We start from the raw sequence: 26,753 nt of genomic DNA, 5'->3' as shown, positions 1-26,753 counted from the left end.
CGTCCAACGCACCCGGTCAGCGCGCTCCGTCGCGAAGAACAACCCAAGGGGTTAGCACGTGAAGTCTCGCAACTTCGTTCTCGCCGTGGTCGGCGCCGGTCTCGCGCTGGGCGGCCTGGCCGCACCGGCCGCGTCCGCCGCGCCGTCCGACGACGTGTCCGTTCAGGCGGTCCACCGCAAGTCGGCGAAATGCACGTCGCCGAGCGGCAAGAAGATCAACATCTCGTGGGGCGACGGCTCCACGAGCACCACGGTGTACTACAACAACCACTGCAACCAGAAGCGGGCGATCGAGCTCCTCTTCCGCCCGGCGGGCGAGTTCCCGTTCACCCGGTGCTTCGTCGCTCCCGCTGGGGAAAAGGGCGACAAGAAGATCGGTGACGCCAAGCCGGTCGAGGTGAACATCCTCTCGCGCGGCACCTGCTGAACCTGATGGGGCGCTCGCCCGGAGTTCTCCCGGGCGAGCGCCCCTCGCTTGCCTGATCGTCCCACCACCGGGGAGCATCGACGGCGTGGACGAACTGCGCGCGTTGCTCGCCAAGCACGCCCGGCCGGATCTGACCACGCCGATCGAGGACGTCCTGGTCTCGCGGACCACCCTCGGCGGACCGCCGACGCCGAGCACGACCGGCACGATCCTCGCGTTCGTCGCCCAGGGCCGCAAACGCATCGCGTTGGGCGACCGGGTCTACGACTACCGCGCCGGCCAGTACCTGGTGGCGTCGATCGACCTGCCGATCACCGGTAACTACGTCGGCATCAGCCCGTCCGAACCCGCGCTCGGCATCGGCCTGGTGCTGCGCCCGGAGGCAGTGGCCGAGCTGCTGCTGAACAACGACGTCCCCGCCACGCCCGGCACCCCGGAGGGCCTCGCCGTCAGCGACGCCACGCCGGAGCTGATCGACGCCGTGACCCGGCTCGCACGACTGTTGGACCAGCCGCGCGACGCCCGCGCGCTCGCACCGTTGATCAAGCGGGAGATCCTCTGGCGGGTGCTGACCGGCGAGCAGGGCGCCGTCGTCCGCCAGCTCGGGTCGCGGGACAGCAGCCTCAGCCACATCGCCAGGGCGGTGAGCTGGATCCGCGAGAACTTCGCCGAGTCGTTCAAGGTCGAGAACGTCGCCCGGATCGCGGGCATGAGCGAGTCGGCGTTCTACCGCAACTTCCAGGCCGTCACGGCGATGAGCCCGATCCAGTTCCAGAAGCAGATCCGGTTGCAGGAGGCCAGGTTGCTGCTCGCCACCAACCGGGACGTGACCGCGGTCAGCCACCGGGTCGGCTACGACAGCCCGTCGCAGTTCAGCCGCGAGTACCGCCGTCAGTTCGGCGCGCCACCCAGCCGCGACGCGCTGCTCAGGCCGGAACCCGCTCTCTGACCAACAGGTAGACCGCGCGGACCTCCAGCGTCCGCTCGACCTTCTCCAGCACGGGCGCGAAGAACTGGCGCCGGTGCTCGGCGTCGCTCATCGAGATCACCGAGAAGTACATGCTGCCGAACGCCGCGAACAGCGTGGCGTTGCGCAACATCGCCGACGGCACACCGGGAATGATCGACATCTTCGGCTCCGCCCCGATCCACTGCGCGGCGATCTCCGGGGTCACCACGATCAGGCCGAGCACCACGAAGAACGCGAACAGCCCGAGCCCGACCACCGCCGCCTGCAGCAGCTGCCGGATCGCGAGCATCACCAGCAGGTTGCGCTGCTGGCGCGGGTTCAACCGCTTGGGCTGCAACGGTTCGGTGATCTCCACCCCGGACAGCGGCGTGCCCTTGCACGCGCCGGTGAGGATCTCCGGCCGCAGGTCCTGCTCGACCCGGCCGATCTCGTCGCGCAGGCGGGCGGCCGCCGCCAGCACGGTGATCGCCGCGAACAGCAGCACGACCAGGCTGACCCTCGGCCACCGCAGGTGGTTCATCGCCTGCCACAGCTCACCGGTGAAGAACAGGAACAGCGTCACGAACAACATCGGCGGCAACGCCCGGCCGAGCAGATGCACGCTGTTGCGCAGGTCGGCGAGCACGTGCCGGATGCCGCCCTTGAGCAGTGCGCCCAGGCCGTAGGTGGTGGCCAGCATCGTCGCCACGAAAGCCACCCCGAAGAACAGGACGAACCAGAACACCAGCAGCCACTTGTACCCGGGTTCCAGCTCAGGAGCTCCGGGCGCGACGACGTTGTTGTTGATGACCATCTGCAACACCGGCACGATCACCGGCATCGCCGCGTACGCGACCAACAGGAACACGGTCGTGCGCGGCGAGAAACTCGGCATCCGCCGCACGAACAACGAGATGAGGATCCACGCGGACACCATCACCGCGACGATCACCCCGAGCAGCACCCACTTGGACAGCCCGGTGGACCTGAGCAGCACGAGCCACGCGAGGCTGCCGACCGCCACGAACGTCAGCGCGGGCAGCATCCGCGGCAGCACGTGCGACCGGAAGCCGTACCCCTCGATCATGGTCGGCGCGCCCTGGCGCACGAACCACTGCTCAGTGCGCCGCACCACCGTCGAGGAATCCACGGCGTGGATCATGCCTCACCGTTCGAACAACCGCGCCATCACGTTGAAGTACGAGGTCGGGGCGATGCGGGCGAGCGCGTCGAACACGTACGCGTCCGGCCCGACCAGAATGCGTGCTTTGCCGCGTTCGACCCCGCGGTGGATGATCTCGGCCGCCTTGTCCGCGGTGGTCAGCGCGACCTTGTCGAAGTCCGCGGCGATCTGCTCCAGCGATCGGCCCTGCTCGTCGAGCTCGGCGTGGATGCGCCCGTTGCGGACGATGTTGGTCTTGATGCCGCCGGGGTGCACGGTGACCGCCGAGACGCCGGTGCCGCGCAGCTCCTGCCGCAGCGAGTCGGTGAACCCGCGGACGGCGAACTTCGAGGCGCAGTAGGCGCTGTTCTTCGGCATCCCGAGCAGCCCGTACACGCTGGAGGTGTTCACGATGACGCCGTAGTTCTGCTGGACCAGCTGCGGCAGGAACGCCCGAGTGCCGTTCACCACGCCCCAGAAGTTGATGTCGAACAGCCAGGCGTCGTCCTCGGGCAGGGAGTTCTGCACGGTCGTGGACGTGGCCACGCCCGCGTTGTTGAACACCGCCGCGAGAGGCAGGTCCAGCCAGTCCTTCACCTCTTTGGCGAACTGCCGCACGTCGTCGGCGTCCCGGACGTCGAGCACCCGGCGCAGCACCGGGCCCGTGAGCGAGTCGGCGGTCTCCCGCAGCCCGGCCTCGTTGACGTCGGCGATGACCACCGGGGAGCCGTGCCGGGACAGCCGCTGGGCGAGGCTGCGGCCGATGCCCGACGCCGCCCCGGTGATCACCGCCGGGCGTCCCGCGATCTTTCGCACCATGCGACCAGTAGATCACCATGGGCAAGCGCCCTACTGGCGCAGTTCGGGGAACTGGTCGTCCCGCCACTCCCCCGTTCCGACGCCCTGCTCCTCCCGCGTGCGCAGGTCGACGCGGCGGATCTTGCCGGACACGGTCTTGGGCAGCTCGAAGAACTCCAGCCGCCGGATGCGCTGGAACGGCGCCAGGTTCTCGCGGGCGTGCTTGAGGATCTGCAGTGCCGTCTCGCGGTTGGGCTCCCAGCCCGCGCTCAACGCCACGTACGCCTTGGGCACGGCGAGCCGCAACGGATCCGGCGCGGGAACCACCGCGGCCTCGGTGACCGCCGGGTGCTCGATCAGCACGCTCTCCAGCTCGAACGGCGAGATCTTGTAGTCCGACGCCTTGAACACGTCGTCGGACCGTCCGATGTAGAACAGGTAGCCGTCCTCGTCCCGGCTCGCGATGTCGCCGGTGTGGTAGTAACCGCCGGCCATCGCCTCGGCGTTGCGCTCCTCGTCGCCGTGGTAGCCGACCATGAGCGACATCGGCCGTTGCTCGAGGTCGATGCAGATCTCGCCTTCTTCAGCCGGTTCCCCGCTGATCGGGTCGACGAGCACGACCGGAACGCCCGGCAGCGGCGTGCCCATCGAGCCGAGCTTCACCGGCGCGCCGGGCACGTTGCCGACCGACAGCGTGGTCTCGGTCTGCCCGAAACCGTCCCGCAGCGTGAGGCCCCACTGCTGCTGGACCTGTTCGATCACCTCGGGGTTGAGCGGTTCACCGGCGGCCACGACCTCCCTGAGACTGCCCGGCCCGGCGCTGAGGTCGGCCTTGATCAGCATCCGCCACACGGTCGGCGGCGCGCAGAACGTGGTGACGCCCTTGTCCCGGATCTGGCCGAGCAGCGCGGCCGCGTCGAACCGGGCGTAGTTGTAGACGAAGATCGTCGCTTCGGCGATCCACGGCGCGAAGAAGCAGCTCCAGGCGTGCTTGGCCCAGCCAGGCGAGCTGATGTTGAGGTGCACGTCGCCGGGCCTGATGCCGATCCAGCGCATGGTCGTGACGTGGCCGACCGGGTACGAGGTCTGGGTGTGCTCGACGAGCTTCGGCTTGCTGGTCGTGCCGGACGTGAAGTACAGCAGCAGCCGGTCGTCCGCCCTGGTCTTCGGGTGCGGCACCGGGCTGTCCGATGCCTCGGCGGTCTCGGCGTAGTCCAGCCAACCCGCTGTTGCCCCACCGACCGAGATGAGCACCGGCCCGTCTTCGAACTTGTCAGCGTCCTCTTTGCGCGCGATGACGTGCCGGACCGACCCGCGGTGCAGCCGGTCGGCGAGGTCGGCGGGGCCCAGCGCGGTGGTCGTCGGCATGATCACGGCGCCGAGCTTCATCACCGCGAGCATCGACTCCCACAGCTCGACCTGGTTGCCGAGCATGATCATCACGCTGTCGCCCTTGCCAACGCCGTGCCAGGCGAGCCAGCGCGCGACGCGGTTCGACCTGCGGCGCAGCTCGTCGAACGGGTAGGCGCGCTCGCTCCCGTCCTCCTCGACGATGTGCAACGCCGTGGTGCCGTTGTCCTCGGCGATGAGGTCGAACCAGTCGTGCGCCCAGTTGAAGCTGCCCTGGAAACTCGGCCAGGCGAACGCCTCGGGGTCGATGAGCATCAGGTCGCGGGCCGCGCGGTAGGTGTCGTGGCTGGACATCGGTGGCCTCCTTCACTGGCACAAGAGGGTGCGGAGGACCGAGGCCGCCGGATACCCCCGGATGGGGGTGCACCCCTTTTCGGGGGTGCGGCCGTGGGTGACACTGCCACCGTGCTGCCAGACCGTTTTCAGGCGCTGCTGCCGCAACGCCTGGACGTGCTCCGCCGAGCCACCGGGTTGCCCGTCGTGTTCGGCGGTGCCGTCACGTCCGGCCGTGACCTGGTGCTGAGCAGCTTCTACGGCACGCACGGCAGGTCGTTGCACGGACTGCGCGTCGGCACCGGCCGTGGCCTGGGAGGCACGGCGATCGCGATGGGCACGGCCGTGCGGGTGAACGACTACGCCTCGACCCGCGCGATCACCCACGAGTTCGACCAGATGGTGGTCGTCGACGAACGCCTGACCTCGGTGTTCGCCTACCCGGTCGCGGTGCGCGGCACCGTGCACGGCGTGCTCTACGGGGCCGTGCGCGGGCAGGCGACCGTCGGCGACCGGGCCATCAGGATGGCCGGCGCCATCGCCCAAGGCTTCGCACAGGACCTGGACATGCCCACTCTGCACACACAGGCCGCACTTCGCGAACTGGCCGAGGTCGCCAAGCTCGTCGGGGATCCCGCGTTGCGCGAACGCCTGCGCAAGGTCCACCAGGATCTCGGCGGTGACGCTCCCGTCAGCGTCCCCACCGGACTGACGCCACGCGAACTCGATACGCTTCGGCTGGCCGCGGTCGGTGCGTCCAACCGGGAGATCGCCGCCGAGCTCGGGTTGAGCACCGAAACCGTCAAGGCCTACCTCCGGGGCGCGATGCGCAAACTGGGGGTGCACAACAGAACCGCCGCGGTCCACGCGGCGAGGTCGACGGGAGCGCTCTGAATGTCGTTGCTGGAGAAGGCAGTGATCGGCACCGACCGCCTGTTGTACAAGCTGACCGGCGGCAAGGTCACCCTCGTCTCGTTCAGCAAGCAGACCGGCCTCACGCTGATCACCGTCGGCGCCAGGTCCGGTGAGCGGCGCGAGAACCAGGTCCAGTACGTGGCCGACGGTTCCTCGATGCTGGTCGTCGGTTCGAACTGGGGCAAGCCGCACCACCCGGCGTGGACCGCGAACCTGTTGAAGAACCCGGACATCCAGGTGAACGTGCGCGGTGAGGTCCGTGACGTGCGGGGCACCCTGCTCGAAGGGGCCGAGCGCGAGGCCGCCTGGCGCACGATGGTGGCGGCCTGGCCCGCGTTCGAGGACTACGTGAAGCGGTCAGGAGGCCGCGAGCTGAGGGTCTTTCGCCTCACTGCGCGCTGAGTCCCACGCCAGCCACACGCAACCGACGATCATGAGCACGCCGTGGGCGATGCGGATCGCGGGTGGCGTGAAGAACTGCGGCAGGAACAACGCGAACCCGGCCGCGAACAGGATCGCCGGTAGCGTGCGGAGTTTGAGCGCGACCATGACTGCGGCGACGCCCATCGTCACCAGTCCGACGGCGAAAGTCGTGACGGCGACGGGGTTGTAGCGCACCGACTCGGCGAGCTCGAGGATGTTCGGTTGCGCGGCGATCTCGTGCAGGCCGAAGTCCTCGGCGCCGTAATAGGGAAGCGTGAGCCCGGCGCCGACCCAGAACGTGATCGCGGCGGTGCGGTGGATCTCCAGCAGCGCGATCGGCACCAGGATGAACCCGATCATGGCGAACAGGTGCGACGCGACCCACGCCGGCGATCCCATCGCGGCCGCGGCACCGGCCGTCGTCGTTTCGTCCTCCCACGGTCTGAAGACGGGGTACAGCAGGAAAAGCAGGCCTGCGGTGGTGAGCGTCCACTTCATCATTGCCCCCTGAGGTCGGTGAGGTACATCCGGACGAGCTGGTCGTAGGTGTCGTCGAGGCCTTCCGGCAGGCCGAACCCGCCACCGGCCTCGATCGACGCGAAGCCGTGCACGATCACCCGCAGGCGGCGCGTGGCGTGGATGGCCGCGGAGCCCTCCAGGCCGTACTGCCGCAGCGTCGCGAGCATGACCTCCACGAGCTTCATCCCGGCGGCCTGCTGCAGTTCGTCGTGCAGCGGGTCCATCGGCATGGCCGCGTAGCGCTTCGGGTGTTCTTTCACGTACTCGCGATACGCGTGCATGAGCGCTGCCACGGCCTCGTCGCCCGCCCGGCCCAGAACCTTCTCGGTGAACCGGGCGGTCATCTCCTCCAGCACCCGCACGCCGACGTGACCTCGCAGCTCGGCGAGGCTCGCGACGTGCTTGTACAGCGAGGGCGTGGCGACACCGGTGCGAGCGGCGACGGCGGCGAGCGTCAGTCCTTCGACGCCCTGCTCGTCGACCAGCTCCAGCGCGGCGTCCACGACCTTGGCGGTGGTGAGACGTGGGCGAACGGCCATAGCCCAAAAGCTAATGCCATTAGCCTCAGCTGTCAAGGACCGGGAAAAGGACCGGGAAAACCTGCCTTGAGAGCGCTCTCACCTGAGTAAAAGCCGAAAACGTTTACACGTTGACCGACAGTCACGGCGTGACAACACTTCCGAACCACTGGGCGCACAACTAAACACCCGGAAAGGTCGGTTCGATGCAGCGACGCATCGGGACGGCCCTCGCTGCCGCCTTGTTGGTGGCAGCAGGGATCACCGTCGCCACCACCAGCCAAGCTCCCCCTGCCAACGCGGCGGTGACCTGGGCCGACGAGTTCAACGCCCCCGCCGGCACCGGTGTCGACGGCGGCAAGTGGCAAATGGAAGTCGGGAACAACAACGGCAACAACCGAGAGTCTCAGTGGTACCAGGCGGGTACCTCGAACGCGGTGCACGACGGCCAGGGCAACCTCGTGATCACCGCCAAGCGCGAGAACCCCGGCAACTACAACTGCTGGTACGGCCGTTGCGAGTACACGAGTGCCCGGATCAACACCGCCGGGAAGTTCACCCAGACCTACGGCCGGTTCGAAGCGCGCATGAAGATGCCGCGCGGCAAGGGCATCTGGCCGGCCTTCTGGATGCTGGGTGCCGACATCAACACCGGCAACCCGTGGCCCGGTTCGGGCGAGATCGACATCATGGAGTTCCTGGGACACCAGACGAACACCGTGTACGGCACGATCCACGGCCCCGGCTACAGCGGTTCCGGCGGCCTGCTCCACCAGTACAACGGCCCGAACTTCGCCGACGGCTTCCACAACTTCGCCGTCGACTGGCGGCCGGGCGAGATCGTGTGGTCGGTGGACGGCAACGTCTACGGCCGCAAGACACCCGCCGACCTCGGCGGCCGGCAGTGGGTGTTCAACAAGCCGTTCTTCATCATCATCAACCTCGCGGTCGGTGGTGAGTGGCCGGGCTACCCGGACGGCAGCACGACGTTCCCGCAGCAGCTCGTGGTCGACTGGGTCCGCGTCTCCAACGACAGCCCGCCACCCGGCGGTGGCACGGAGATCCGCGGCATCGGCGGCAAGTGCGTCGACGTGGCCGGGGCGAACACCGCCAACGGCACGCCCATCCAGATCACCGACTGCAACGGCAACAACGCCCAGAAGTGGAGCCGTCCCGGTGACGGCACGATCCGCGCGCTGGGCAAGTGCATGGACGTGTCCGGCGGCAACGTCGCCAACGGCACAGCGGTCCAGCTCTGGGACTGCAACGGCACCGGCGCCCAGCAATGGGCCGTCAGCGGGGCTCAGGACATCGTGAACCCTCAGGCCAACAAGTGCCTGGACGCCACGGGCAACTCCTCCGCCAACGGCACCAGACTCCAGATCTGGGAGTGCGGCGGCGGAGCGAACCAGAAGTGGCAGGTCTGAGAATCCCTGCTGGGAACGGCGCTTTTGTGGACCTGAGGTCCGCAAAAGCGCCGTTTCGCGTCAGGGCTACGCGAGAAGGCGGGCGACCGCCCAGTCCTGCACCGCCACGCCGACCGACTTGAACACCGTCCGGCCTTGCCTGAGAGGCGGATTTCCCAGCGCCGCACCGAGTTCGACGAGCGACTCAAGTCTGAGCACGCCGCTCTGGACTGCCCGGATGATCTCCCCTGCCTCGCTCAGCGCCGCCTCGACCTGGTCCACCACAACGACTTCCGCGGTGGCGAGCAGGTTCTCCGGCAGCTCCCGCATCACCGGCCGGTACGACCCGATCGCGTTGACGTGCACCCGTTCCTTGAGCGCGTCGCACGAGAACAGCGGCACCGTCGACGCCGTCGCACAACACACGACGTCCGCGTCCCGAACCGCCTCCTCCGCGTTGAGCTCCACGTCCATCACCGTGTCCGGCAGCTCGTCCTGCAAGCTCTCCAGCAACGCCTCGGCCTTCTCGGCGTTGCGGTTGAACACGACGAGCTTCTTCAACGGCCGCACCGCGTGCACGGCCCGCACCTGATCCGCGGCCTGCGCCCCGGCACCCAGCAGCGCCAGGTGCGAGGCGTCCTCATCGGCCAGCAAATCCGTTGCCACCCCGACGACAGCCCCGGTCCGCAGCGTCGTGAGCGGCACCGCGTCCGTGACGAACTGCCCCTCCGGATGCGAGTACACCACGGTGCCCGTGATCACCGGATCCCGCTCGATCTCGATGCTGATCACCTTGACCGCCGTGGACCTGCTCGGCCGGTGGTGCACCGCCATCACGAGCGAGCCGCTCTCGCTGAACGCGAGCCGCGGCGGCAGGTCGAACTCCTCCGCGGCGAGCCCGATGAACGCGGCGCGGACGGCTTCGATCGCTGCGGGCATGGTCATGGTTCGGATGGTAACGACCGCGCTTCTCAGCGCGCCCGCGCGACCTCCGCGAGGAACGCGACCCAAGCCTCAGCGCCCACCTCTACGTGCGCGGTGGGCGCCTTGCTGTCCCGGACACCGACACCGATGGCGACTTCCACACAATTGCCTGCGTTCGCGCTACGGGAACTCTTGCGCCACTCGGCCATCGGTGTCTCCTCATGTCAGCAGCCTCTTGACGAGTCCTTTCGATTGTTCCGCATCCAAGGCGATCTCATCGAGCGCCTCCAACACCCGCTCGTACGACTTCACGGCCGGCGGCGCCTCGATGATCAGGCTCGAGTTCTCGCTGTCCATGAACACGACCGGCTCGTACTTGTGGAACGTCAACATGTCGAACGACCCCGCGAGTCCCGCATGAGCGCCGACCGAGAACGGCACGATCCGGAGCTCGACGTAAGAACGCGCCGCCATCTTCAGCAGGTGCTCCAACTGCGCTTCCATGGCCTCGTGCCCGCCGATCGGCGGCAACAGCGCCGCCTCGTGAAGGTAGAAGTGGCACTTCAATCCGCTGCCCAGCACCATCTGCCGCTCAATGCGGGCGTGCACGCGCTCCTCGATCTCGTCCTCGGGCACGTTCGCACTCGCCGCGATTTCAGCCCGCGCGTACTCCGGCAGCTGGATCAACGCGTGCACCAGCGACACCTGCCAGCTGATCAGCTTCTTCGCGGTGCGCTCGTGCTCGATCAACGTGCGCGGCCGGATCGGCGTGCACGCCCCGTGGTCCTGCCACCAGCCCTTGAGGTTGGCCTCGTTGAACAACGCCAGCAGGTGGTCGCGCTCCTCGGGCGGCGTCCGGCACACCCCCAGCAGCAGCGCGAGCTCCAGTTCGGTCGCCCCACCCTTGCCGTTGACGAGGTCCGAGAGCTTGGCCTCCTGCCAGCCCAGAACCTCGGCCAAAGCGCGTGCGGTCATACCTGTGCGGGCGATCGCCGCACGGAGGCCGTCGCCGAACTCACGACCTCTTGCAGTGGAGAATCTTTTCGGCATGGCGAGGAAGGTAGACCCATTCTCGGGCATTCCAGAACGTTTGACGGCAACACAACCCAAAAGGGCGTTAGCTTGGAGTCCGTCCAAGCTGCACGATAAATAGGTGAAGTTCCGTTGGATGCCCCACGAGGGGCGACGTCACGCCATCCCCGACGAGCTGACCAGGGGGCAGCTCGTCGAGACGTTGTGCGGCAATCCCGTTGTGCCGCACCAGGTGAGCTTGTGGCGCGAGAAGAACGTCTGGCCGACGTGCTGGGATTGCGACGGCGTCTGGCGCGAGAACGAGGGGATCCTGCCATGGCCGCGGAAATCCTGACGGAGGACCTGCTGCGCGTATCTCTTCAACGCCTCTCGCGTGAGGTGGTGAAGACTTATCCACAGTTCGGCGAGTTGCTCGCACAGAATATGTTGCGCACGTGCGGCCTCATTCCTGATGTGGAACGCGCGGAGCACTACCGCGAGCTCGGCACGCTCCTCATCGACCTCGGCCGCCTGTACCTGGCCGAGGCCGACGCGCTCAGCACCGTGGAGGCGCCGCCGACTTGAAGAGTCAGGACATCGCGACCGCGCGGCCGTTGGTGTCGAACTCGTGCGCCAGCGTCGTCAGGGCCTGCCCACCGGCGGCCCAGGCGGCCGTCCAGGTGAGGCACTCGGCGGCGCCGTTGCCGGCCCGCGAGACCAGGTCGGTGCCGATCGAGTCGAGCCACTCCCAGGACGTGCCGCCGACGCCGGCCAGGAAGGCCTCGTCCCACGTGCGCACCAGGTCCCGGATCGTGCCCTCGGACCGTGCGCGCTCGTTGACCGACTTGATCCACGCCTGGCGCTCCTCCTCCGTGAGCACCGCGCCCGTCTCGGGTTCGCGGAAACCCGGCAGGTCGTGCGCCAGGCCGCCCGAGCCGACGTACAGCACGCGCTGATCAGCGAAGAACTCGCCGACGCGGCGTCCCAGCGACGCCGCGCGGCGGAAGGAGGCGTGCGGCGGCGAGGCGCAGTTGATGAAGACCGGCAACACCGGCTTGGCGTCGATCGACCCCAGCAGGTCCCGGGTCGTGTGGCCGAACGCGTGGTCCAGCTCCGCACGGTAGGCGGTGGCGATGTCGAAGTCGTGCGCCACGAGATCGGCCACCAGATCACGTCCCGAAGCAGCAGGCACGTCGTACGTGCCGACAGGGCCGGCGACGTCGCCTCGGGCCGTTGCTTCCAGAACCACGGCGAAGGTGGGGACGACCGAACGGAACGCACGGCGGTGGTCGGTGCCGAAGAAGACCACCAGTTCCGGGTCGAATGCCGACACTGCCTCGCGGGCCGTCGCGATCGCCGCGCGGACCGGGCCGTGGGGAGCGCTGGGCAGGGTGATCAGGTGCGAGGAGCAGACCGTCAGGCTTTTCGTCACCGGGCCAGTTTAGGTTTCAGACGCGAAAAACCGCTCGTGCCCAGGGATCTGGGCACGAGCGGTCGACCGCGGTCAGCGCCAGAAGTGGTCAGCGCCAGAAGTGGTCAGCGCCAGAAAGTGCTCAGCGCCAGAAGTGGTCAGGCCAGGTGCCGCACGTCCACTGGATGACCCTCTCGCCCTCGACCGTGCTGGCGCCGGGGACCGCGAGACACTGCTGGCTGTTGTAGTTGACGAGCCGCGACTTGCCGGTCCAGTTCTCCACCCGCCAGAAGTGGTCGGCCCACGTGCCGCAACCCCACTGGATCACCTGGGTGCCCGGCACCGTGCTGCCGCCGGGAACGGCGAGGCACTGCATGCTGTTGAGGTTGATGATCCGATAGTGCCGCACGCCGTTGATGTCCCACGGCTCCAGCGTCCAGTAGTGGTCGGCCCACGAGCCGCAACCCCACTGGATCAGGCCGGTGCCCTCCACCGTGCTGCCGCCTGGGACGGCGAGGCACATGCCGCTGTTGTTGTTGATGATGTGGCCGTAGGCGGCGGCCGCCCGCAAGTCCTTGGCCGGATCCGCGGCGGCCTTGACCGCGTTCGTCACCTTCGGCACCCCCGGCCGTTCGGTCGCCGCGTTCGCCGTGGCCGTCCCGGCGCCGGCCAGCATCAGCGCGGCCGCGGCCGTCACGAGGACTTTCTTCAGTACTGACAACAGAACCCCCTCAGTTCTCAACTCGGTTGAACCGCCGTTCCTCTCGGCGTGCGATCACTCTCGGGGTCCATCCGTGTGAACCGCTTGCAGGTTTTCTGCAGCCGCAGGTCGACTCCGCTATTCCTGTAAGCCTGGGGGGCACGTCTGGCACAAGGGGATCTGGTGTTGGAGTTGCTGGGGGAAGTGACCGCGCACGTCGGCGACAGACCGGTGGATCTGGGGGCACCGCGGCAGAAGAGCGTGCTGGGCGCGTTGGCGGTGGACGCCGGACGGGTGGTGCCGGTGGAGCGTCTGGTCGAGCGGGTCTGGGGTCCGGACGCCACACCGCGCGCACGAGCAACGCTGCACGGGTACATCTCGCGTCTGCGTCACGCTCTTGCCGAGGTGGAGGACGTGAGCATCGTTCGGAGGTCGGGCGGCTATCTGTTGCAGACGAGCGAAACAGATCTGAGCCGGTTCCGCGCGTTGTGCGTCGGTGCCCGTGGGCTCGCCGACGCCGAACAGGTGCGGCTGCTCGGCGATGCGCTGGTCCTGTGGCGCGGAGACGCACTGACCGGCGTCGACGGCGAATGGGCGGCCGACACGCGTGAACGGCTGGCCGCCGAACGGCTCGCCGCCGAACGCGACCTCGTCGACGCCCGGCTGCGCCTCGGCCACGGCGAGGAACTGGTGGCCGAGCTGAGCGAACGGCAGGCGACGCACCCGCTGGACGAGCGGCTGGCCGGGCAGTACCTGCTCGCGTTGCACCAGGCGGGACGCACCGCGGACGCGCTGGAACACTATCGGCGGTTCCGCCGACTGCTGGTGGGCGAGCTGGGAACCGAGCCCGGTGTCGCGCTTCAGGCACTGCACCGGCGCATCCTCGAGGCCGACCCGGCGCTGATCGACACGAACACGAAGGGGTCGGCCGCAGTGCCCAGACAACTGCCCGCCGCGCCTTCGGTGTTCGTTGGCCGCGAGGAGGAGCTGGAGGCGTTGGACGCCGCTCTCCACGCCGGTTCCGGCGTCGTCGTCATCTCGGCGATCGCGGGCACCGGCGGGATCGGCAAGACCCAGCTGGCGCTGCACTGGGCACATCTTCACGCCGACCACTACCCGGACGGCCAGCTGTTCGTCGACCTGCGCGGGTTCTGTCCGGACGGCGTGCCGACGCCTCCCGCGGCGGCGGTGCGCGGATTCCTCGACGCGCTCGGCATCGACACCGCCGCGGTTCCCAGTGGCCTGGACGCCCAGGCCGCGCTGTACCGCAGCACCGTCGCCCGAAGACGGATGCTGGTCGTGCTGGACAACGCCGCCGACGTCGAGCAGATCACACCGCTGCTGCCCGGTGCGAGCTCGTGCACCGTCCTGGTGACGAGCCGGCGCAAGCTCAACGGGTTGATCGTCCGTCACGGCGCACGTCACGTTCCTCTCGACCCGCTCACCGCCGACGAGTCGCGCGGTCTGCTGGTCCGGCAGCTCGGAGCGGCCAGGGTCAGCGCGGAACCCGAGGCGATCGACACGCTGATCGCCTTGTGCGACGGCTTTCCGCTGGCGCTGGCGATCATCGTCTGTCACGTTCGCACCCGCCCGCAGCTGCCGTTGACCGCGGTCGCCGCCGAGCTGCGGGAACTGGGTTTGGGCGCGCTGCACGACGCCGATCCGACCGCGAGTCTCCCCACCGTGCTGTCGTGGTCCGTCCGCGCGCTCACCACGCGGCAACGCGAGGTGTTCGCGTTGCTGGGCATCGCGCCAGGTGCCGACATCGGGCTCATGGCTGCGGCGAGCCTCTTCGACCTGTCACCGGCACACACCGGACAGGTGCTGCGGCAGCTGGAAGAAGCGTCACTGCTCGATCAGCACAGCCCCGGCCGATGGCAGATGCACGACCTCGTCCGCGCGTACGCCACCCGCCTGGCACCGGAGGGCATGACCGCGGCGTTGCGGCGGCTGCTCGCCCACTACACGCAGACCTCGCGCGACGCCGCCGGGCACCTGCACCCCTACCGCAGGAACCGGTCGGGGGTCGATCCCGTGGCGGGCGTGCGATGCCGGCCGCTCGGCGACGTGCGGTCGGCGATCGACTGGTTCACCGCGGAGCACCGCAACCTGCTGACCGTCCAGGCAGCCGCGGCCGACCACGGCCAGCACGAGACCGTGTGGCAGCTGGCGTGGGCGACGAGCACCTACCACGGACGGCGAGGGCTCGCGCAGGACGAGCTCGCGATGTGGATAGCGGCGCGCACGGCGGCCACGCACCTGCACGCCCCCGTGCAGCGAATCCAGGCGGAGCGCTTCCTCGCCTCCGCCTACACGGATCTAGGGTGGCACGAGCACGCCATCCGGCAGTTGCACGAGGCGCTCGAACTGGCCGACCGGCACGGCAACCTCGAGCAGCGGGCACTCACCTACCGGGTACTGGCGCGAGCCTACGGGCAGTCCGGCCGCAACGACGACGCGTTCCGGTACGCCACGGACGGGCTGGAGCTGTTCGAGGCGCTCGGTGACCACGCCTGGCTGGGCGCCTCGCTCAACCAGGTCGGCTGGTACGCCTCCCAGCTGGCCCGGTACGACGTCGCCCGCACTCACTGCGAGGCCGCTCTCCAGGTGCACCGGCGGCAGGGCGACACCCTGGCGGAGGCCTCCGCGCTGGACAGCCTCGGGTTCATCGAGCACAGCAGCGGCCGGCACGACAGGGCCATCGCGCACTACCGGGCCGCGCACGTCGTCTTCCGCGAACTCGGTGACCTGTACGAGGCCGCGAACAACCTCGACGCGCTCGGTCACCCGCACATCGCTCTCGGCCAGCACGGCGAAGCCCGTGCCGTGTGGCAGGAAGCGGTGGACCTGTATCGACGGCAAGGACGCGGAGACGCCGCCACGCGACTACAACGACGACTGGACGAACTGATCGCCGCCACACCGGACTATCCACAGTGGACTAACGGATCGACCGACCCGAAAATCCACAATGGACGGAATTCCCGCACGTGATCGACGGCAACGCTGAAACGGGGCGCGAGGACGCTGCCGGTGAAATGTCCGGCGGCCGCGGTGTGGGAAGGGTCACCCGGTCTGCGCGTGGGCGGCCACTCCGGCCCCGGCTCGCTCCGGACAACGGCGGCCTCACCGCGATAAGGCCTGGTCAGGTCAAGATCACGGCCGCCGCGAACGGCGTGACGAGCGGCGCGAACGTCCTGGTGAGCCTGCGGGAGGTTGCTTGACCAGCCCCGGAGTGAGTGCTGGGTGAGTGCGATGTCGGGCGGTGGGGGAAGATATTCGCCATGACCACCGCCGACAACGGTTTCGCCGACCTGGGGCTGCGGCCCGACATCCTCAACGCACTCACCACGCTGGGCTACGAGGAGCCGACGCCGATCCAGAGCGAAGCGATCCCGCCGCTGCTCGCGGGCAGTGACCTGCTGGGGCAGGCCGCCACGGGCACGGGCAAGACGGCGGCCTTCGCGTTGCCTCTGCTCGAACGCATCGCAGACAAGATCGGCAAGGGTGAGAAGCCGCTCGCCCTCGTCCTCGCCCCGACCCGTGAGCTCGCCGTGCAGGTCTCCGAGGCGGTGCACCGCTACGGCCGGCACATGGGCGCGCGGGTGCTGCCGATCTACGGCGGCCAGCCCATCGGCCGTCAGCTGCGCGAACTGTCCCGCGGTGTCGACGTGGTGGTCGCGACCCCGGGCCGGGCGATCGACCACCTGCAGCGCGGCACGCTGCAGCTCGGTGAGCTGCAGATCGTCGTGCTCGACGAGGCCGACGAGATGCTCGACATGGGCTTCGCGGAGGACATCGACGCGATCCTCGCCGAGGCCCCGGCCGACCGGCAGACCGTGCTGTTCTCGGCCACGATGCCGCCGCGCATCAACCGCATGGCCAACAGCCACCTGCGTGAGCCGGTGCTGATCCAGATCGAGCGCGAGAAGACCGAGCCGGGCGAGGCCCCGCGCGTCCGGCAGACCGCGTACCTGGTGCGCCGCGAGCACAAGCCCGCCGCGCTGGGCCGCGTGCTGGACGTCGAGTCGCCGACCGCCGCCGTCGTCTTCTGCCGCACGCGTGACGAGGTCGACCAGCTCACCGAGACGCTCAACGGCCGCGGCTACCGCGCCGAGTCGCTGCACGGCGGCATCAGCCAGGAGCAGCGCGACCGCGTGATGGCCCGCCTGCGCGGCGGCACCGCCGACCTGCTGGTGGCCACCGACGTCGCGGCCCGCGGTCTCGACATCGAGCAGCTCACGCACGTCGTCAACTACAACGTGCCGTCCGCGCCCGAGGCCTACACGCACCGCATCGGCCGCGTCGGCCGCGCCGGCCGTGAGGGCGTCGCGATCACCCTGGTCGAGCCGCGCGAGAACTCGATGCTCAAGACCATCGAGCGCGTCACCAAGACCAAGATCCCGATGGAGAAGGTGCCGACGGTCGCCGACCTGCGCGCACGGCAGCTGGAGCTGACCCGGTCGTCGCTGCAGGAGTCGCTGATGGAGGACGACCTCTCGCGGTTCCGCGTCGTCGTCGAGACCCTGGCGGACGAGTTCGACGTCATGGACATCGCGCTCGCCGCCGTGAAGCTCGCCCACGAGGCGTCCGGCGCCGCCGCGGACGAGGAGGAGATCCCGGAGGTGCGCCCGCGCGAGGACCGTCCGCGCCGCGACGGCGCCACTGGTCCGCGCCGCGAGCGCCGTGGCCCGTCCGAGGGCATGACCAGGCTGTTCCTCGGCGCGGGCCGCTCGTCGGGCATCCGGCCGCAGGACATCGTCGGCGCCATCACCGGCGAGACGCAGCTGAAGGGCCGCGACATCGGCGCGATCGAGATCGCGGACCGGTTCTCGCTGGTCGAGGTGCCGGGCCCGGCCGCGGCCGACGTGATCGAGCAACTGCGCGACGCGACCATCAAGGGCAAGCGCGTCACGATCCGCCGCGAGCGCCAGCCCCGCTAGACCCACGCGAAACTGCCCCTTCCGGCGAGCCGGAAGGGGCAGTTCTCGTCAGCGGATTACACCGGCGGGTTGTACACCAGCGTCCACCGCTGGTTCGCGAGACCGGTGTGGTCCCAGGTCTGGACGATCGCGCCGTTGTGCGTGGCGTGTCCGATCGCGTCCGCGAACTGGCCGGTCAGCACGCTCTGCAACCCGAGGCTGTTGTCCACGCTCTGGGTGAAGTTGAACTGCTCGGTGCCGCCGTAGTGGCAGCCGTACTGGATGATCGGGGTGCCACGCTCGTAGCGGCCGTTCTGGATGTCGAGGCACTTGCCGGACTGCGCGTTCTTCAGTGCGAACCGGTTGTGGCCGAGCGGGATGACGTCCCACCGCATCTTGTAGCCGCCGACGCAGTCCCACAGCTCCATCTGCGCCATGTCGGCGTTCGCGCCCTCGTTCGGCTTGTCCCACAGGCCCGCGGGCTGCAGGCAGCGGCCGGACTCGACGCCCTTGATCCACACGACGCCGGCGCTCACGCCCACCACGTCCGCGCGGTGCGTCGGGTCGATGACGCGCCACCGCTGGTCGATCGCGTTGGTGTTGCCGCCCAGGACGATCAGCGTCGAGTTGGCCGTCCCGCTGTTCTGCGCCGTCGCGTACCGGCCGTTGGCGACGTTCTGCAGCTGGAACGAGCCGTCCGCGTGGTTCTCGATGAACTTCCAGAGCGCGGTCGAGCTGTTGCACCAGTTCTGCACCACGGCGTCACCGGAGACGTCGAGGCACTGCTTGGAGTGCAGGCTCTGCAACAGGTACTGGTCACCGTTCACCTGGTTCAGTTCCCACACCTGCTTGGTGCCGCGCGCGCAGTCCCACAGCTCCTGCTGCTGTCCCGGCCGGATCGAGTCCTCGCCCGCCCCCCAGATCTGCAGGCAGCGGCTGGACGCCACGCCCTGGAGCTCGATGACGCGCTTGTGCTCCGGCTTGATCAGGTCGAGCTTGAGCGCCTCGTGCTGGCCGATGTTGAGGAAGGCGTGACGTGCGGCCAGATCACCCGACAGCGCGACGCGGGCCGCCCTGGCGAGGTTCGGCTTGTAGCCGTCGCGTTCGGCCGCACTCAGGATCTCGTTGATCCGCCTCGCGGTCTCGGCCGCGTCCGCCTGGTTCTGCTCTTCGAGATCCTTCTGGTGCGCGGCGTGCACACCGGTGAAGATGAACGCCTTCCACACCTTGGGGTCACGGTTGTCGGCCGCGGCCTGCGCGTCGGCCTTGATCCACTTTCCGGTGGCCCGGCGGAAGATCGAGTAGACGAACTCGTGGTCCGTCATGAGCTTGAGGTCCTCGGTCAGCGGCGCCTTGGCCACGACCAGCCACGCCTGGGCGCGCTTGTCCTCGTTCTCCTGCCGTGCCAGCTCTTCCTGGCGCTTGCGTTCGGCTTCCTCGATGCGGCGCTGCCGGTCGACCTCACGAGCGGTGAAGATGTCGGTGACGACGTAGACCTGGCGCTGCTCGTCGGTGGACGTCGCGGTCAGCACGGCCGCGGCCTTGCTCTTCACCTCGCTGCTCGCCTCGGCACGCTCCCAGAGGCGGAAGACGAACTCCTTCAGCGTGGCGTCGAGATCGCCCTGGGTGAGGTTGTTCCAGCTGACCACCTCGGCGGCCGCGACGCGCTGCTTGTCGCGCTTGGCCTTCTGCAGCTGCTCGATGAGGTCCGCCTGGTGCGCGGTGTAGATGTCCTCGGTGATGAAGCGGTAGCACGCCTCCGGATTGGACGGAGAGTTCGCTTCGAACGCGTCCGACGCGGCCAGGTTCACCTTGGCGTTGGCGGCCTGCTTCGTCTGTCCCCACACCCAGATGGTGAAGTTGCAGTCCGTCATCTGGTACTGGGTGGGCGTGATGGACAGCGGGATCTCCCGCGCTGCCGCGATCTTCTGGTCGACCGTCGACTCACGCGGCGCCGCCGCGGCGCTCGCCGGCACGACCGAACCGGAAACGAACGTGGAAACGACCGCGAGCGCCGCTAATGCGCGCATGCAGCGGCCGCCCAGACTGGTTCTGGACAACTGCGAATCCCCCAGGACTCAAGGCATCAGCAACGGTTTATGGCCAGACCCCCCAGCCTGCCGGATGCCGGCTGGACTTTCGCACGCCGTCAACACACCGCGCAACCGAAGTGACCTGAGTCACATTGAGCGGTGACGGGCCGCGACCGTGCTAGAAACCCCGTGGGCAACTCTGCCCACCGCCTTGCCTGTTTCTGGGGGGAAATACATGGGGCGTCATACTTTGCTGCGCTCACTTCTCGTTGCCGCGATGGCGTTCGGGACGGTGACATCGGCAGCGGTCACACCGGCGCTGGCCGACACCACGGCCACGACCGCCGCTCAGGCCGATCTCGCCACCGCGAGACGCGACACGGTCAGGCGAACGGCGTTCTCGGAGTTCGTGTCGGCGGAACTCCGCGCGGAGGCGTTGCAGGCACTGCTGAGCAACCGCGGCGACGCGGCGATCGACGAGTTCTTCGCGACCGGCATCGCCAAGGCGAGAGCCAGGGCGACCGAACGGGAAACGAACAACCGCCGGTACGTCCAGGAGATCAACCGCTACTCGCCCAGCGGGAGCGCCGTGCGGTTCACCTCGGACCAGGCGCTGGCCGGCTCGGCGAACGCGCAGGACGTCTACGTCCAAAGTGGATACGAGCGTGCCAGGGCCGCGGACGAGGCCAACAACAACCAGCACCAGGAACACCTGGCGCGACTGGCCGGGGAAGACCGCGCGTACGTGGCCTACCTGGCCGCCAACGATCCCGGCGTGCAGGTGCGCGCGGCGGCCCAGCGCGCGATCGAGGGTGACGACACCCAGGTGGGCTTGTTCTTCAAGTACTACTGGGGCATCGGCGCCGACCTCGACAACGAGGGTTTCCGCCGCAGGACGCTGGAGCAGAACGAGATCTGGCACCGCGCGATCCGCGCGCTGACCGACGCCGCCCTGGCCGCCGAGAAGGCCGAACGGGAGTCCAGCGGCGAACTGGCCCGCAAGGCGCGCCTCGACGCGATCGCCAGGTGGGACGAGGCCGCCCGCGAGGCCGGCCAGTCCTCTGTGGACTGGAACGCCGAGAAGGCCAAGGCCGACGCCCAGGCGGCGGCGTGGGCGCAGGTGGCCGAGCACGCCCGCTCCGCGCAGAGCGAGCAGGACTGGGCCGCGATCCTCGACCGCGCCGCCACGTCCACCGGCTCGTGGGCGGACGAAGCGGCCTGGGCGCTCAGCCAGGCCACGTTCTGGCAGGACCTCGCCACCAAGGCGAAGAAGAGTGCGGACGCAGCCCGCGACCGCGAACTGGGGGCTCGATAACCACATGAACAGATCACCGTCCAGCGCCGCCTCGTTGCGGCGCCGATCAGGCATGGCCACAGCGGTCACGGTCGTGCTGGCGTTGCTGGGGAGCAACGCCCCCGCCGTCGCCGCACCACCACAACCCGCACCGGTGCTCCAGCAGGCTTCCGCGAACAACGACCCGGAGCCCGACGAGGAACACCAGTTCTACCTCCAGCTCGTCCAGGACATCCGCGACCACGCGGCCGACGTCGAGGTGCGTGACGCGGCCGCGGCCGCGCTTGCCGTCGGCACCAAGGAAAAGCTGATCTGGTTCCTCGACCACGGTCAGGCCGAGGCGCAGGCCCGCGCGGACGAACGCAAGCGCGTCGAACGCGCGGAGAACCGCAAGAAGGTCGAGGAGTGGTCCCGCACCGGCGGCCCGAACGTGCGCGCGGGGGCGCAGGCCGCGTTGAACGCGGGCGACCAGGCGATCGCGGACTTCGTCGCCTACGGCTACGAGATCGCGCTGAAGCAGGACAAGCAGCAGGCCGAGGACGACAAGGCCGAGCAGGAACGGATCATCGGCCGCGTCCGCGACATGGTGGCGCACGGCGGTCCGCAGGTGAAGGTCGAGGGTGACGCGGTCCTCCTCCTCGGCGACTACGCGAAGATCCGCGAGTTCTACCTCGTCGGCTACCACGAGGCGAACAAGCGCGACCACGACTTCCAGAAGGTCATCGAGAAGGCCCTGGAGGACCGCAACAAGGCGCTGACCGACCTGGACCAGCTGGCCCGGCGCAGCGAGGCCACCGCGAACGCCCGCGCCGAGATCATGCGCGCCAACATCAACGCCGTCAAAGCCATGGACGACGGCGTTTTCGCCATGCAGATGGCGGTGAAGGCCGCGCACAAGGCCGACAGGATCTTCCAGGAGGACAAGCCCGGCCGGGCCAACGGCCGCAAGGGCCGCGACCAGGAGATCGACGCGCTGCGGGCCGAGGCGGCCGAGTACGCCGCCCGCGGGGCCCGCATCGCGTTGGACGCCAAGGGCATCCAGGCAGCCGCGCAGAACGCGGCGGTCCGGCTGGTCCAGGCCGGTTCGACCAACGGGCTGGACTGGGCCAAGGTCACCATCGGCATCGCCGAGGGCGTCGAGGCGATGGCGCTGGCCGCCGAGACGTCACAGCACGCCGTCGAGGCGACCCTCGCCGACAGCCGCGCGCTCGACGCCGACCGCAACGCACAGGAGCACGCGAACAACGCGCGCAAGTACCTGGAGGAGGCCCAGCGCCAGTCGCAGCGGGCCGTCGACCTGGCCGCCGCGGCACGGGTGCAGCACGACATCGCGGTCGCCGCGCGCAACCGTGCCGAACAGCAGAAGAACCTGGCCGCGCAGAAGGCTTCACAGGCCAAGCAGCACGCCGCGAACGCCCGCAGCGCGCGGGTGAACGCCCAGGGCGCCTCGTCGGTCGCGATCTCCAAGTCCAAGGACGCCGTCGCCGCGTACAACAACGCGGTCACGCACAAGGCGGCCATGGACGAGACGGTCACCAAAGCCGAGAACCTCGGCAAGCAGGTGCGCGTCATGGAGGTGATCTACGGCAAGCGCGTCGAGCGGTACAACACGTTCGCGGGGCAGCTGGAGAAGGCCCGCAAGAAGGCGGAGGAGCTCGGCGGCGAGGCCTGGGACGAGTACCGGGCGATCGAGCGCGAGACCAACGCCGCCAAGAGCGCGGCCGACGAGTCGTCGGCGGCAGCGGGCAGGGCCAGGGCCGCGGCGGCGACCGCGCGGGCCGAGGCGCAGGCGGCCACGAACGCGGCCAACGCGGCGCAGGCGGCGGCGAACCGGGCGGGTCAGGAGGCCGTGACGGCACGCCGGGCGGCCGACGAGACGAACCGCATCGCGCTCGAGACCACCAACGCGGCGATCGCTTCGAAGGACGCGGCCGAGCTGGTGCAGTCCGAGGCCGAAGACGCCGTGCGGGAGGCCAACCAGGCCGTCTACCAGTCCGTGGTCGCGGACCGGGCGTCGGCAGCGGCGGCCGCGTCCGCCGAGCTGGTGATCGACCCGGTGCGGGCGGCCGAGGCCATCCTCAAGCCGTTCGCCGGGATCAACGCCGACGCCCGCCGGGCGCTGCAGGCCGTGGCGGACGCGCTGCTGATCAGCGAGGAGCAGTCGCGGGCCGCGCGGGAGAAGGCGGCGGAGGCCGCCGAGGCCGCGATCCGGGCCCGCAAGGCGGCCGACCAGGCCGTCGGCGACATCAAACCGGCCTTCGAGGCCGCGGCCACCGCGGTCGAGGCGGCGAACCGGGCCGCGGACGACGCGGTCAAGGCCAACGACGCGGCGAACACGGCGGCACAGCACGCCGGTGCCGCCTCGGGTTCGGCGGCGACGGCGGCACGGTGGGCGAGCTCGGCCCGTTCGGACGCGACGCTGGCCGGTCAGGCCGCGAACGCCGCTTCCAGCGCGGCGGCGACCGCGGGGCAGGCGGCCGCGGCGGCGGAGAGCATCCGTTCGGTGGCACACGGCATCGCGCAGAACTTCGACACGTTCAGGGACGCGATCACCGAGCGCCTGAACCAGGTCACGGACATCCGCGACCGCTACGAAGAGGCCAAGCGCATCGCCGCGGCGGAGGCCGAACGCAAGCGCCAGGAGCTCAACCGCAAGACGCTGGAGATCTTCGCCGGCGTCATCAGCTGCAACGTCGCCAGCTCGCTGCTGATGTGCCACCAGTTCAAGCAAAAGGTCGCGGAAAAGGTCGGCCAGGGTCTCAACGCGGCAGGCAACTACGTCGAGGACCTCGTGAAGTGCGCCGGCGGCGACGAGCAGGCCTGCAAGCAGTACGAAGAGAAGTCGAAGAAGATCCGCGAGTTCGCCTGGGAAGCGGTGAAGGGCTTCGGCGAGGCCGCGATCAGCCCGTTCGTCGCGGCCTGGGAGCTCGGCGGGTGCCTCGGCGAGAGCATGGCCGGCAACTGGTCGAGGTGCAAGCAGATGGCGGACGCCGCCGTCTACTCGCTCAAGAACCCGTACACGTGGATCAACCTCGACGAGTGGGAGACCAACCCCGGCAAGGCGCTCGGCGGCACGCTGTTCGACATCACGGCGGCCATCCTCACCTTCGAGGCCGGCGGTGTCGGCGGTGCGGCCTGGAAGTCGCTGCGCACGCTGACCCGCAAGGTCGACGGCGGTTCGGGCAAGCTCTCGCGCAGCCTCGCCGAACTGGAGAGCCTCGCGGTCCGGCTGCACGACTCGGTCAAGGACAAGCTGCCCAACGGACTGGGCGAGATCCTCAACCTCAGGGCGAAGTTCGAGAACGGCGACGCCAAGTTCGACGGCGGCGTCGCGGTCGTGGACGGCCAGCTGTACCGGATGGAGTCGTTCACGCTCCGGCCGGAGGGCACGCCGAACCTCGTCGACGGGGCGATCGTCCGGCTCGAGGGCGGCACGCTGCGGATCGAGAACGGCGTGGCGAAGCTCGACGACGCCAAGCTGAAGGTCGACCCGCCGGCGCAGTGCGTCGTGGGTGTCTCGGCTCGTGCAGCGGTAGCGGCAGGCTGCGGCACGCCGGACCCCAACAAGCCCGACGGCTCGTACGAACGGACCGAGGGCGATCTGCACATCAAGCTCAGCCCGGCGGAGAACGCCTGGGCCAACGAGCAGATCAAGAAAGCCGAACGGCTCGCGCCTGCCATCACCAAGGACATCGAGGGAACGGCGACCCGCACGGGCGGCGAACGCTACGGCGACCCGGCGAACACGACCAAGGCCGAGGACTCCTACAAGCGCAAGCTCTTCGAGGAGTTGCAGTCCAAAGATCCGAACAATCCTGGGCACCGGCCGATCTCCGAGATCCAGGACGCCATGAACGACTCGGTGCGGTACACGATCACTTATCAGAGCGGCAACTACACCACCCAGGTGCTGAAGGCCCTCGATGATCTGGGGAAGAAGTACGAACTGGTGAAGCTCAAGAACGGCTGGAGGAAGAACGCGACCGCGAACGGCGTCGACGCCTACTCCGGGATCAACGTCACGTTCAAGGGTCCGGAAGGACTGTTGTTCGAGGTCCAGTTCCACACCCCGGACGCCATCAACGCCAAGAAGGCGGAAGACCCGAACTACCGGGATCGCCGGTCGAACCGAGCCGCGCGGACGGCGATCGAGAACGATCCGAACCTGTCCAGGGATGAGAAGAACCGGGTGCTGCAGCGTCTCGAGGAAGAGGCGAAGGAGCTCGAACGGCAGAAGCAGCAGATCTGGGGTGACGTGCCACGGCCGGTGGGTGCGATCTTGATCAGGGAAGTGCCCGACAACTGACCCAGGTCGACAATGGACGCGCCCCGGCGGCTGCCGGGGCGCGTCGCCGATTCGTGTGGAACGAGGTTCAGGTGGATCCCGAATACCGGTACTACGCCATCTCCTCGCGGGGAAACGTGGTGGGAATCGGCCCGACGCAGGTCTGCCGGCGCTGGGTGGACGAGACCGGGAAGACCCACGACGAGGTCTACGTGAACGAGTCCGGCTGGACTCCCACCACCGAACTGGCCGAGGCCGAGTCAGGCGGACGAGGCACCGAGGCGCACGTGATCTCGCCGGTCACCGCGTCGGCTTTCGTCGACGTTCAGGAGGGCCGGGGCGTGAGCTACGACCCGGTGGACGGGAAGTACGACCACTTCGCCTGGCTGGACGACGACAAGTCCTCTTTGGACGACGCGTGGCGGATCATCCGGACGTGGACGAGTCCCCAGGGGTACCACCTGGAGAACACGTACACGATCGACTCCGGGTGGGTCAGGAGCCACGTCCGCGAGGACGTGCAGGACGCCCGCAAGGGCGGATGGCTGATGCCGATCACCGACGAAGACGCCGAGCGGTACAAGGAGATCGTCGCCGCCCGGCGCCGCCAGGCTTGAGCGTCAGGGTTTGCGCGCCTCGACCAGGAACCGCGTCGAGGTGCACACGAACTCGCCGTGCTCCTGGATGTGCTCGTGCATGGCCAGCAGCCGGTCCCGATACCCCTCCACGGTGAACCCGGGCACCGTCCACAACACCTTGCGCAGGAAGTGCACCACCGCGCCGACGTCGAAGAACGCCACCCGCAACGCCACCGGTTCCAGCTGCAGCACTTCCAGCCCGGCCGCCTCAGCCTCCGCACGAGCGCGTGCGGTGCTGCGCTCGTCGCCGACCGGTTGCGGACCCATCATGAAATCGGTGAGCGCCCGGTTCGTCCCGGCGCCGATCTGCTGCGAGAAGTACGTGCCACCGGGCTTGAGCACCCGCGCGACCTCGGCCCACGGCGTCACCACCGGATGCCGGCTGATCACCAGGTCGAACAGCGAATCGTGGAACGGCAGCGGCCCCTCGTCCGGCGCCTGCACCACGAACGCGCCCGGCAGGTTCCGCGCAGCCACCGCGGCGTTCGGCGGCCACGACTCGGTGGCGGCCATCAACGGCGGCAGCACGGGCGCGGACGCGGTGACCTCTCCCCCGCCGGTCTGCAGGTCCAGCGCGGACTCCACGACCGCCAGCCTGGCCGCGATCTGCGCCGCGTAACCCCACGGCGGGCGTTCCTCGGTGGCGCGGCCCTCGAACCAGGAGAAGTCCCAGCCCTCCAGCGGTACCGCGGCCCCCTCGGCCACCAGCTCTTCGAAGCTCCCCATGAACCACAT

25 protein-coding genes are annotated in these 26,753 nt (G+C 69.0%); 13 read left to right on the top strand and 12 right to left on the bottom strand.

Features of this window, described 5'->3' with window-relative positions; translation table 11 throughout:
- Positions 1 to 58 precede the first annotated feature (58 nt).
- Together G7043_RS13385 and G7043_RS13380 are read left to right on the top strand one after the other, a co-directional pair.
- A complete protein-coding gene (locus G7043_RS13385; protein WP_166045936.1) occupies positions 59 to 427 on the top strand; it encodes a hypothetical protein in 369 nt (122 codons plus the stop codon).
- Positions 428 to 512: 85 nt separating this feature from the next.
- Positions 513 to 1,376 carry an AraC family transcriptional regulator gene (locus G7043_RS13380; protein WP_313887844.1) on the top strand — a complete coding sequence of 288 codons (864 nt, stop codon included), beginning with the start codon at positions 513 to 515 and terminating at the stop codon, positions 1,374 to 1,376.
- Here the strand turns inward: G7043_RS13380 and G7043_RS13375 are convergent.
- From G7043_RS13375 to G7043_RS13365, 3 genes are read right to left on the bottom strand one after another with little or no spacing between them, the layout of a single operon-like run.
- Positions 1,354 to 2,538: a hypothetical protein gene (locus G7043_RS13375; RefSeq protein ID WP_166045935.1), complete on the bottom strand. Its 1,185-nt coding sequence runs from the start codon at positions 2,536 to 2,538 to the stop codon at positions 1,354 to 1,356. The two genes, G7043_RS13380 and G7043_RS13375, sit on opposite strands and share 23 nt — an antisense overlap.
- A 3-nt stretch (positions 2,539 to 2,541) precedes the next feature.
- Entirely contained in the window at positions 2,542 to 3,357 is an 816-nt protein-coding gene (locus G7043_RS13370) for an SDR family NAD(P)-dependent oxidoreductase (protein WP_166045934.1), read from the bottom strand.
- Positions 3,358 to 3,387: 30 nt separating this feature from the next.
- The gene (locus tag G7043_RS13365; protein WP_166045933.1) at positions 3,388 to 5,040 is read right to left on the bottom strand and encodes an AMP-binding protein; all 1,653 of its coding nucleotides are present in this window, start codon (positions 5,038 to 5,040) and stop codon (positions 3,388 to 3,390) included.
- Positions 5,041 to 5,133: 93 nt separating this feature from the next.
- Here G7043_RS13365 and G7043_RS49850 point away from each other — a divergent pair, with 93 nt between their 5' ends.
- On the top strand, positions 5,134 to 5,913 hold the full coding sequence (locus tag G7043_RS49850; RefSeq protein WP_166045932.1) for a helix-turn-helix transcriptional regulator: 780 nt from the start codon (positions 5,134 to 5,136) through the stop codon (positions 5,911 to 5,913).
- Entirely contained in the window at positions 5,914 to 6,336 is a 423-nt protein-coding gene (locus tag G7043_RS13355) for a nitroreductase family deazaflavin-dependent oxidoreductase (protein WP_166045931.1), read from the top strand. It begins immediately after the preceding gene.
- Here the strand turns inward: G7043_RS13355 and G7043_RS13350 are convergent.
- A complete protein-coding gene (locus G7043_RS13350; RefSeq protein ID WP_166045930.1) occupies positions 6,292 to 6,855 on the bottom strand; it encodes a hypothetical protein in 564 nt (187 codons plus the stop codon). The two genes, G7043_RS13355 and G7043_RS13350, sit on opposite strands and share 45 nt — an antisense overlap.
- The gene (locus G7043_RS13345; RefSeq protein ID WP_166045929.1) at positions 6,855 to 7,415 is read right to left on the bottom strand and encodes a TetR/AcrR family transcriptional regulator; all 561 of its coding nucleotides are present in this window, start codon (positions 7,413 to 7,415) and stop codon (positions 6,855 to 6,857) included. Before G7043_RS13345 ends, G7043_RS13350 begins: the two co-directional genes overlap by 1 nt.
- Before the next feature lie 185 nt (positions 7,416 to 7,600).
- Between G7043_RS13345 and G7043_RS13340 the strand changes: the two genes are divergently transcribed.
- On the top strand, positions 7,601 to 8,821 hold the full coding sequence (locus tag G7043_RS13340) for a glycoside hydrolase family 16 protein (protein WP_166045928.1): 1,221 nt from the start codon (positions 7,601 to 7,603) through the stop codon (positions 8,819 to 8,821).
- A gap of 66 nt (positions 8,822 to 8,887) precedes the next feature.
- On the opposite strand, the gene G7043_RS13335 is transcribed toward G7043_RS13340, so the two are convergent.
- Genes G7043_RS13335 through G7043_RS13325 form a run of 3 tightly spaced genes read right to left on the bottom strand, consistent with a single transcriptional unit; the run spans position 8,888 to position 10,774 of the window.
- Positions 8,888 to 9,745, bottom strand: a complete 858-nt coding sequence (locus G7043_RS13335; RefSeq protein WP_166045927.1) for an ornithine cyclodeaminase family protein — start codon at positions 9,743 to 9,745, stop codon at positions 8,888 to 8,890.
- A gap of 26 nt (positions 9,746 to 9,771) precedes the next feature.
- Positions 9,772 to 9,933, bottom strand: coding sequence for a DUF397 domain-containing protein (locus G7043_RS13330; protein ID WP_166045926.1), 162 nt, complete (start codon positions 9,931 to 9,933; stop codon positions 9,772 to 9,774).
- Positions 9,934 to 9,943: 10 nt separating this feature from the next.
- A complete protein-coding gene (locus G7043_RS13325; RefSeq protein ID WP_166045925.1) occupies positions 9,944 to 10,774 on the bottom strand; it encodes a helix-turn-helix domain-containing protein in 831 nt (276 codons plus the stop codon).
- Between the two features lie 103 nt (positions 10,775 to 10,877).
- Between G7043_RS13325 and G7043_RS13320 the strand changes: the two genes are divergently transcribed.
- Together G7043_RS13320 and G7043_RS13315 are read left to right on the top strand one after the other, a co-directional pair.
- Positions 10,878 to 11,090, top strand: coding sequence for a zinc finger protein (locus G7043_RS13320; RefSeq protein ID WP_313887843.1), 213 nt, complete (start codon positions 10,878 to 10,880; stop codon positions 11,088 to 11,090).
- Positions 11,072 to 11,320, top strand: coding sequence for a hypothetical protein (locus tag G7043_RS13315; RefSeq protein WP_166045924.1), 249 nt, complete (start codon positions 11,072 to 11,074; stop codon positions 11,318 to 11,320). Before G7043_RS13320 ends, G7043_RS13315 begins: the two co-directional genes overlap by 19 nt.
- Positions 11,321 to 11,324: 4 nt before the next feature.
- On the opposite strand, the gene G7043_RS13310 is transcribed toward G7043_RS13315, so the two are convergent.
- Entirely contained in the window at positions 11,325 to 12,167 is an 843-nt protein-coding gene (locus G7043_RS13310) for a DODA-type extradiol aromatic ring-opening family dioxygenase (RefSeq protein WP_166045923.1), read from the bottom strand.
- Positions 12,168 to 12,288: 121 nt separating this feature from the next.
- On the bottom strand, positions 12,289 to 12,867 hold the full coding sequence (locus tag G7043_RS13305; protein WP_166045922.1) for an RICIN domain-containing protein: 579 nt from the start codon (positions 12,865 to 12,867) through the stop codon (positions 12,289 to 12,291).
- A 162-nt stretch (positions 12,868 to 13,029) separates the two neighbouring features.
- Here G7043_RS13305 and G7043_RS13300 point away from each other — a divergent pair, with 162 nt between their 5' ends.
- The 3 genes from G7043_RS13300 to G7043_RS13290 are packed head-to-tail and all read left to right on the top strand — an operon-like array spanning position 13,030 to position 17,789.
- A complete protein-coding gene (locus G7043_RS13300; protein ID WP_313887842.1) occupies positions 13,030 to 15,840 on the top strand; it encodes an AfsR/SARP family transcriptional regulator in 2,811 nt (936 codons plus the stop codon).
- Positions 15,837 to 16,070: a hypothetical protein gene (locus G7043_RS13295; protein ID WP_166045921.1), complete on the top strand. Its 234-nt coding sequence runs from the start codon at positions 15,837 to 15,839 to the stop codon at positions 16,068 to 16,070. Before G7043_RS13300 ends, G7043_RS13295 begins: the two co-directional genes overlap by 4 nt.
- Before the next feature lie 60 nt (positions 16,071 to 16,130).
- Positions 16,131 to 17,789 (top strand): DEAD/DEAH box helicase, encoded by a 1,659-nt coding sequence (locus G7043_RS13290; RefSeq protein WP_166045920.1) that lies wholly within the window; start codon positions 16,131 to 16,133, stop codon positions 17,787 to 17,789.
- Between the two features lie 56 nt (positions 17,790 to 17,845).
- On the opposite strand, the gene G7043_RS13285 is transcribed toward G7043_RS13290, so the two are convergent.
- Positions 17,846 to 19,828 carry an RICIN domain-containing protein gene (locus tag G7043_RS13285; RefSeq protein ID WP_166045919.1) on the bottom strand — a complete coding sequence of 661 codons (1,983 nt, stop codon included), beginning with the start codon at positions 19,826 to 19,828 and terminating at the stop codon, positions 17,846 to 17,848.
- A gap of 208 nt (positions 19,829 to 20,036) precedes the next feature.
- On the opposite strand from G7043_RS13285, the gene G7043_RS13280 reads away from it, so the two are divergent.
- The 3 genes from G7043_RS13280 (at position 20,037) to G7043_RS13270 (ending at position 25,997) form a co-directional block, all read left to right on the top strand.
- On the top strand, positions 20,037 to 21,116 hold the full coding sequence (locus tag G7043_RS13280; protein WP_166045918.1) for a hypothetical protein: 1,080 nt from the start codon (positions 20,037 to 20,039) through the stop codon (positions 21,114 to 21,116).
- A gap of 4 nt (positions 21,117 to 21,120) precedes the next feature.
- Entirely contained in the window at positions 21,121 to 25,401 is a 4,281-nt protein-coding gene (locus G7043_RS13275) for a hypothetical protein (protein ID WP_166045917.1), read from the top strand.
- A gap of 71 nt (positions 25,402 to 25,472) precedes the next feature.
- The gene (locus tag G7043_RS13270) at positions 25,473 to 25,997 is read left to right on the top strand and encodes a hypothetical protein (protein ID WP_166045916.1); all 525 of its coding nucleotides are present in this window, start codon (positions 25,473 to 25,475) and stop codon (positions 25,995 to 25,997) included.
- 3 nt (positions 25,998 to 26,000) lie between these two features.
- Here G7043_RS13270 and G7043_RS13265 read toward each other — a convergent pair whose 3' ends face one another.
- Entirely contained in the window at positions 26,001 to 26,744 is a 744-nt protein-coding gene (locus tag G7043_RS13265) for a methyltransferase domain-containing protein (RefSeq protein WP_166045915.1), read from the bottom strand.
- Positions 26,745 to 26,753 lie beyond the last annotated feature (9 nt).

The sequence above is a fragment of the Lentzea alba genome (genome assembly GCF_011067745.1).
GTDB classification, from domain to species: domain Bacteria; phylum Actinomycetota; class Actinomycetes; order Mycobacteriales; family Pseudonocardiaceae; genus Lentzea; species Lentzea alba.
This window is presented reverse-complemented; position numbering and strand designations above follow the sequence as displayed.

Coding starts and splice junctions, on each gene's coding strand:
- G7043_RS13375 (WP_166045935.1), bottom strand. CDS start 2,538: ATGATCCACGCCGTGGATTCCTCGACGGTGGTGCGGCGCACTGAGCAG.
- G7043_RS13370 (WP_166045934.1), bottom strand. CDS start 3,357: ATGGTGCGAAAGATCGCGGGACGCCCGGCGGTGATCACCGGGGCGGCG.
- G7043_RS13365 (WP_166045933.1), bottom strand. CDS start 5,040: ATGTCCAGCCACGACACCTACCGCGCGGCCCGCGACCTGATGCTCATC.
- G7043_RS13355 (WP_166045931.1), top strand. CDS start 5,914: ATGTCGTTGCTGGAGAAGGCAGTGATCGGCACCGACCGCCTGTTGTAC.
- G7043_RS13350 (WP_166045930.1), bottom strand. CDS start 6,855: ATGAAGTGGACGCTCACCACCGCAGGCCTGCTTTTCCTGCTGTACCCC.
- G7043_RS13345 (WP_166045929.1), bottom strand. CDS start 7,415: ATGGCCGTTCGCCCACGTCTCACCACCGCCAAGGTCGTGGACGCCGCG.
- G7043_RS13340 (WP_166045928.1), top strand. CDS start 7,601: ATGCAGCGACGCATCGGGACGGCCCTCGCTGCCGCCTTGTTGGTGGCA.
- G7043_RS13335 (WP_166045927.1), bottom strand. CDS start 9,745: ATGACCATGCCCGCAGCGATCGAAGCCGTCCGCGCCGCGTTCATCGGG.
- G7043_RS13330 (WP_166045926.1), bottom strand. CDS start 9,933: ATGGCCGAGTGGCGCAAGAGTTCCCGTAGCGCGAACGCAGGCAATTGT.
- G7043_RS13325 (WP_166045925.1), bottom strand. CDS start 10,774: ATGCCGAAAAGATTCTCCACTGCAAGAGGTCGTGAGTTCGGCGACGGC.
- G7043_RS13315 (WP_166045924.1), top strand. CDS start 11,072: ATGGCCGCGGAAATCCTGACGGAGGACCTGCTGCGCGTATCTCTTCAA.
- G7043_RS13290 (WP_166045920.1), top strand. CDS start 16,131: ATGACCACCGCCGACAACGGTTTCGCCGACCTGGGGCTGCGGCCCGAC.
- G7043_RS13280 (WP_166045918.1), top strand. CDS start 20,037: ATGGGGCGTCATACTTTGCTGCGCTCACTTCTCGTTGCCGCGATGGCG.
- G7043_RS13275 (WP_166045917.1), top strand. CDS start 21,121: ATGAACAGATCACCGTCCAGCGCCGCCTCGTTGCGGCGCCGATCAGGC.
- G7043_RS13265 (WP_166045915.1), bottom strand. CDS start 26,744: ATGGGGAGCTTCGAAGAGCTGGTGGCCGAGGGGGCCGCGGTACCGCTG.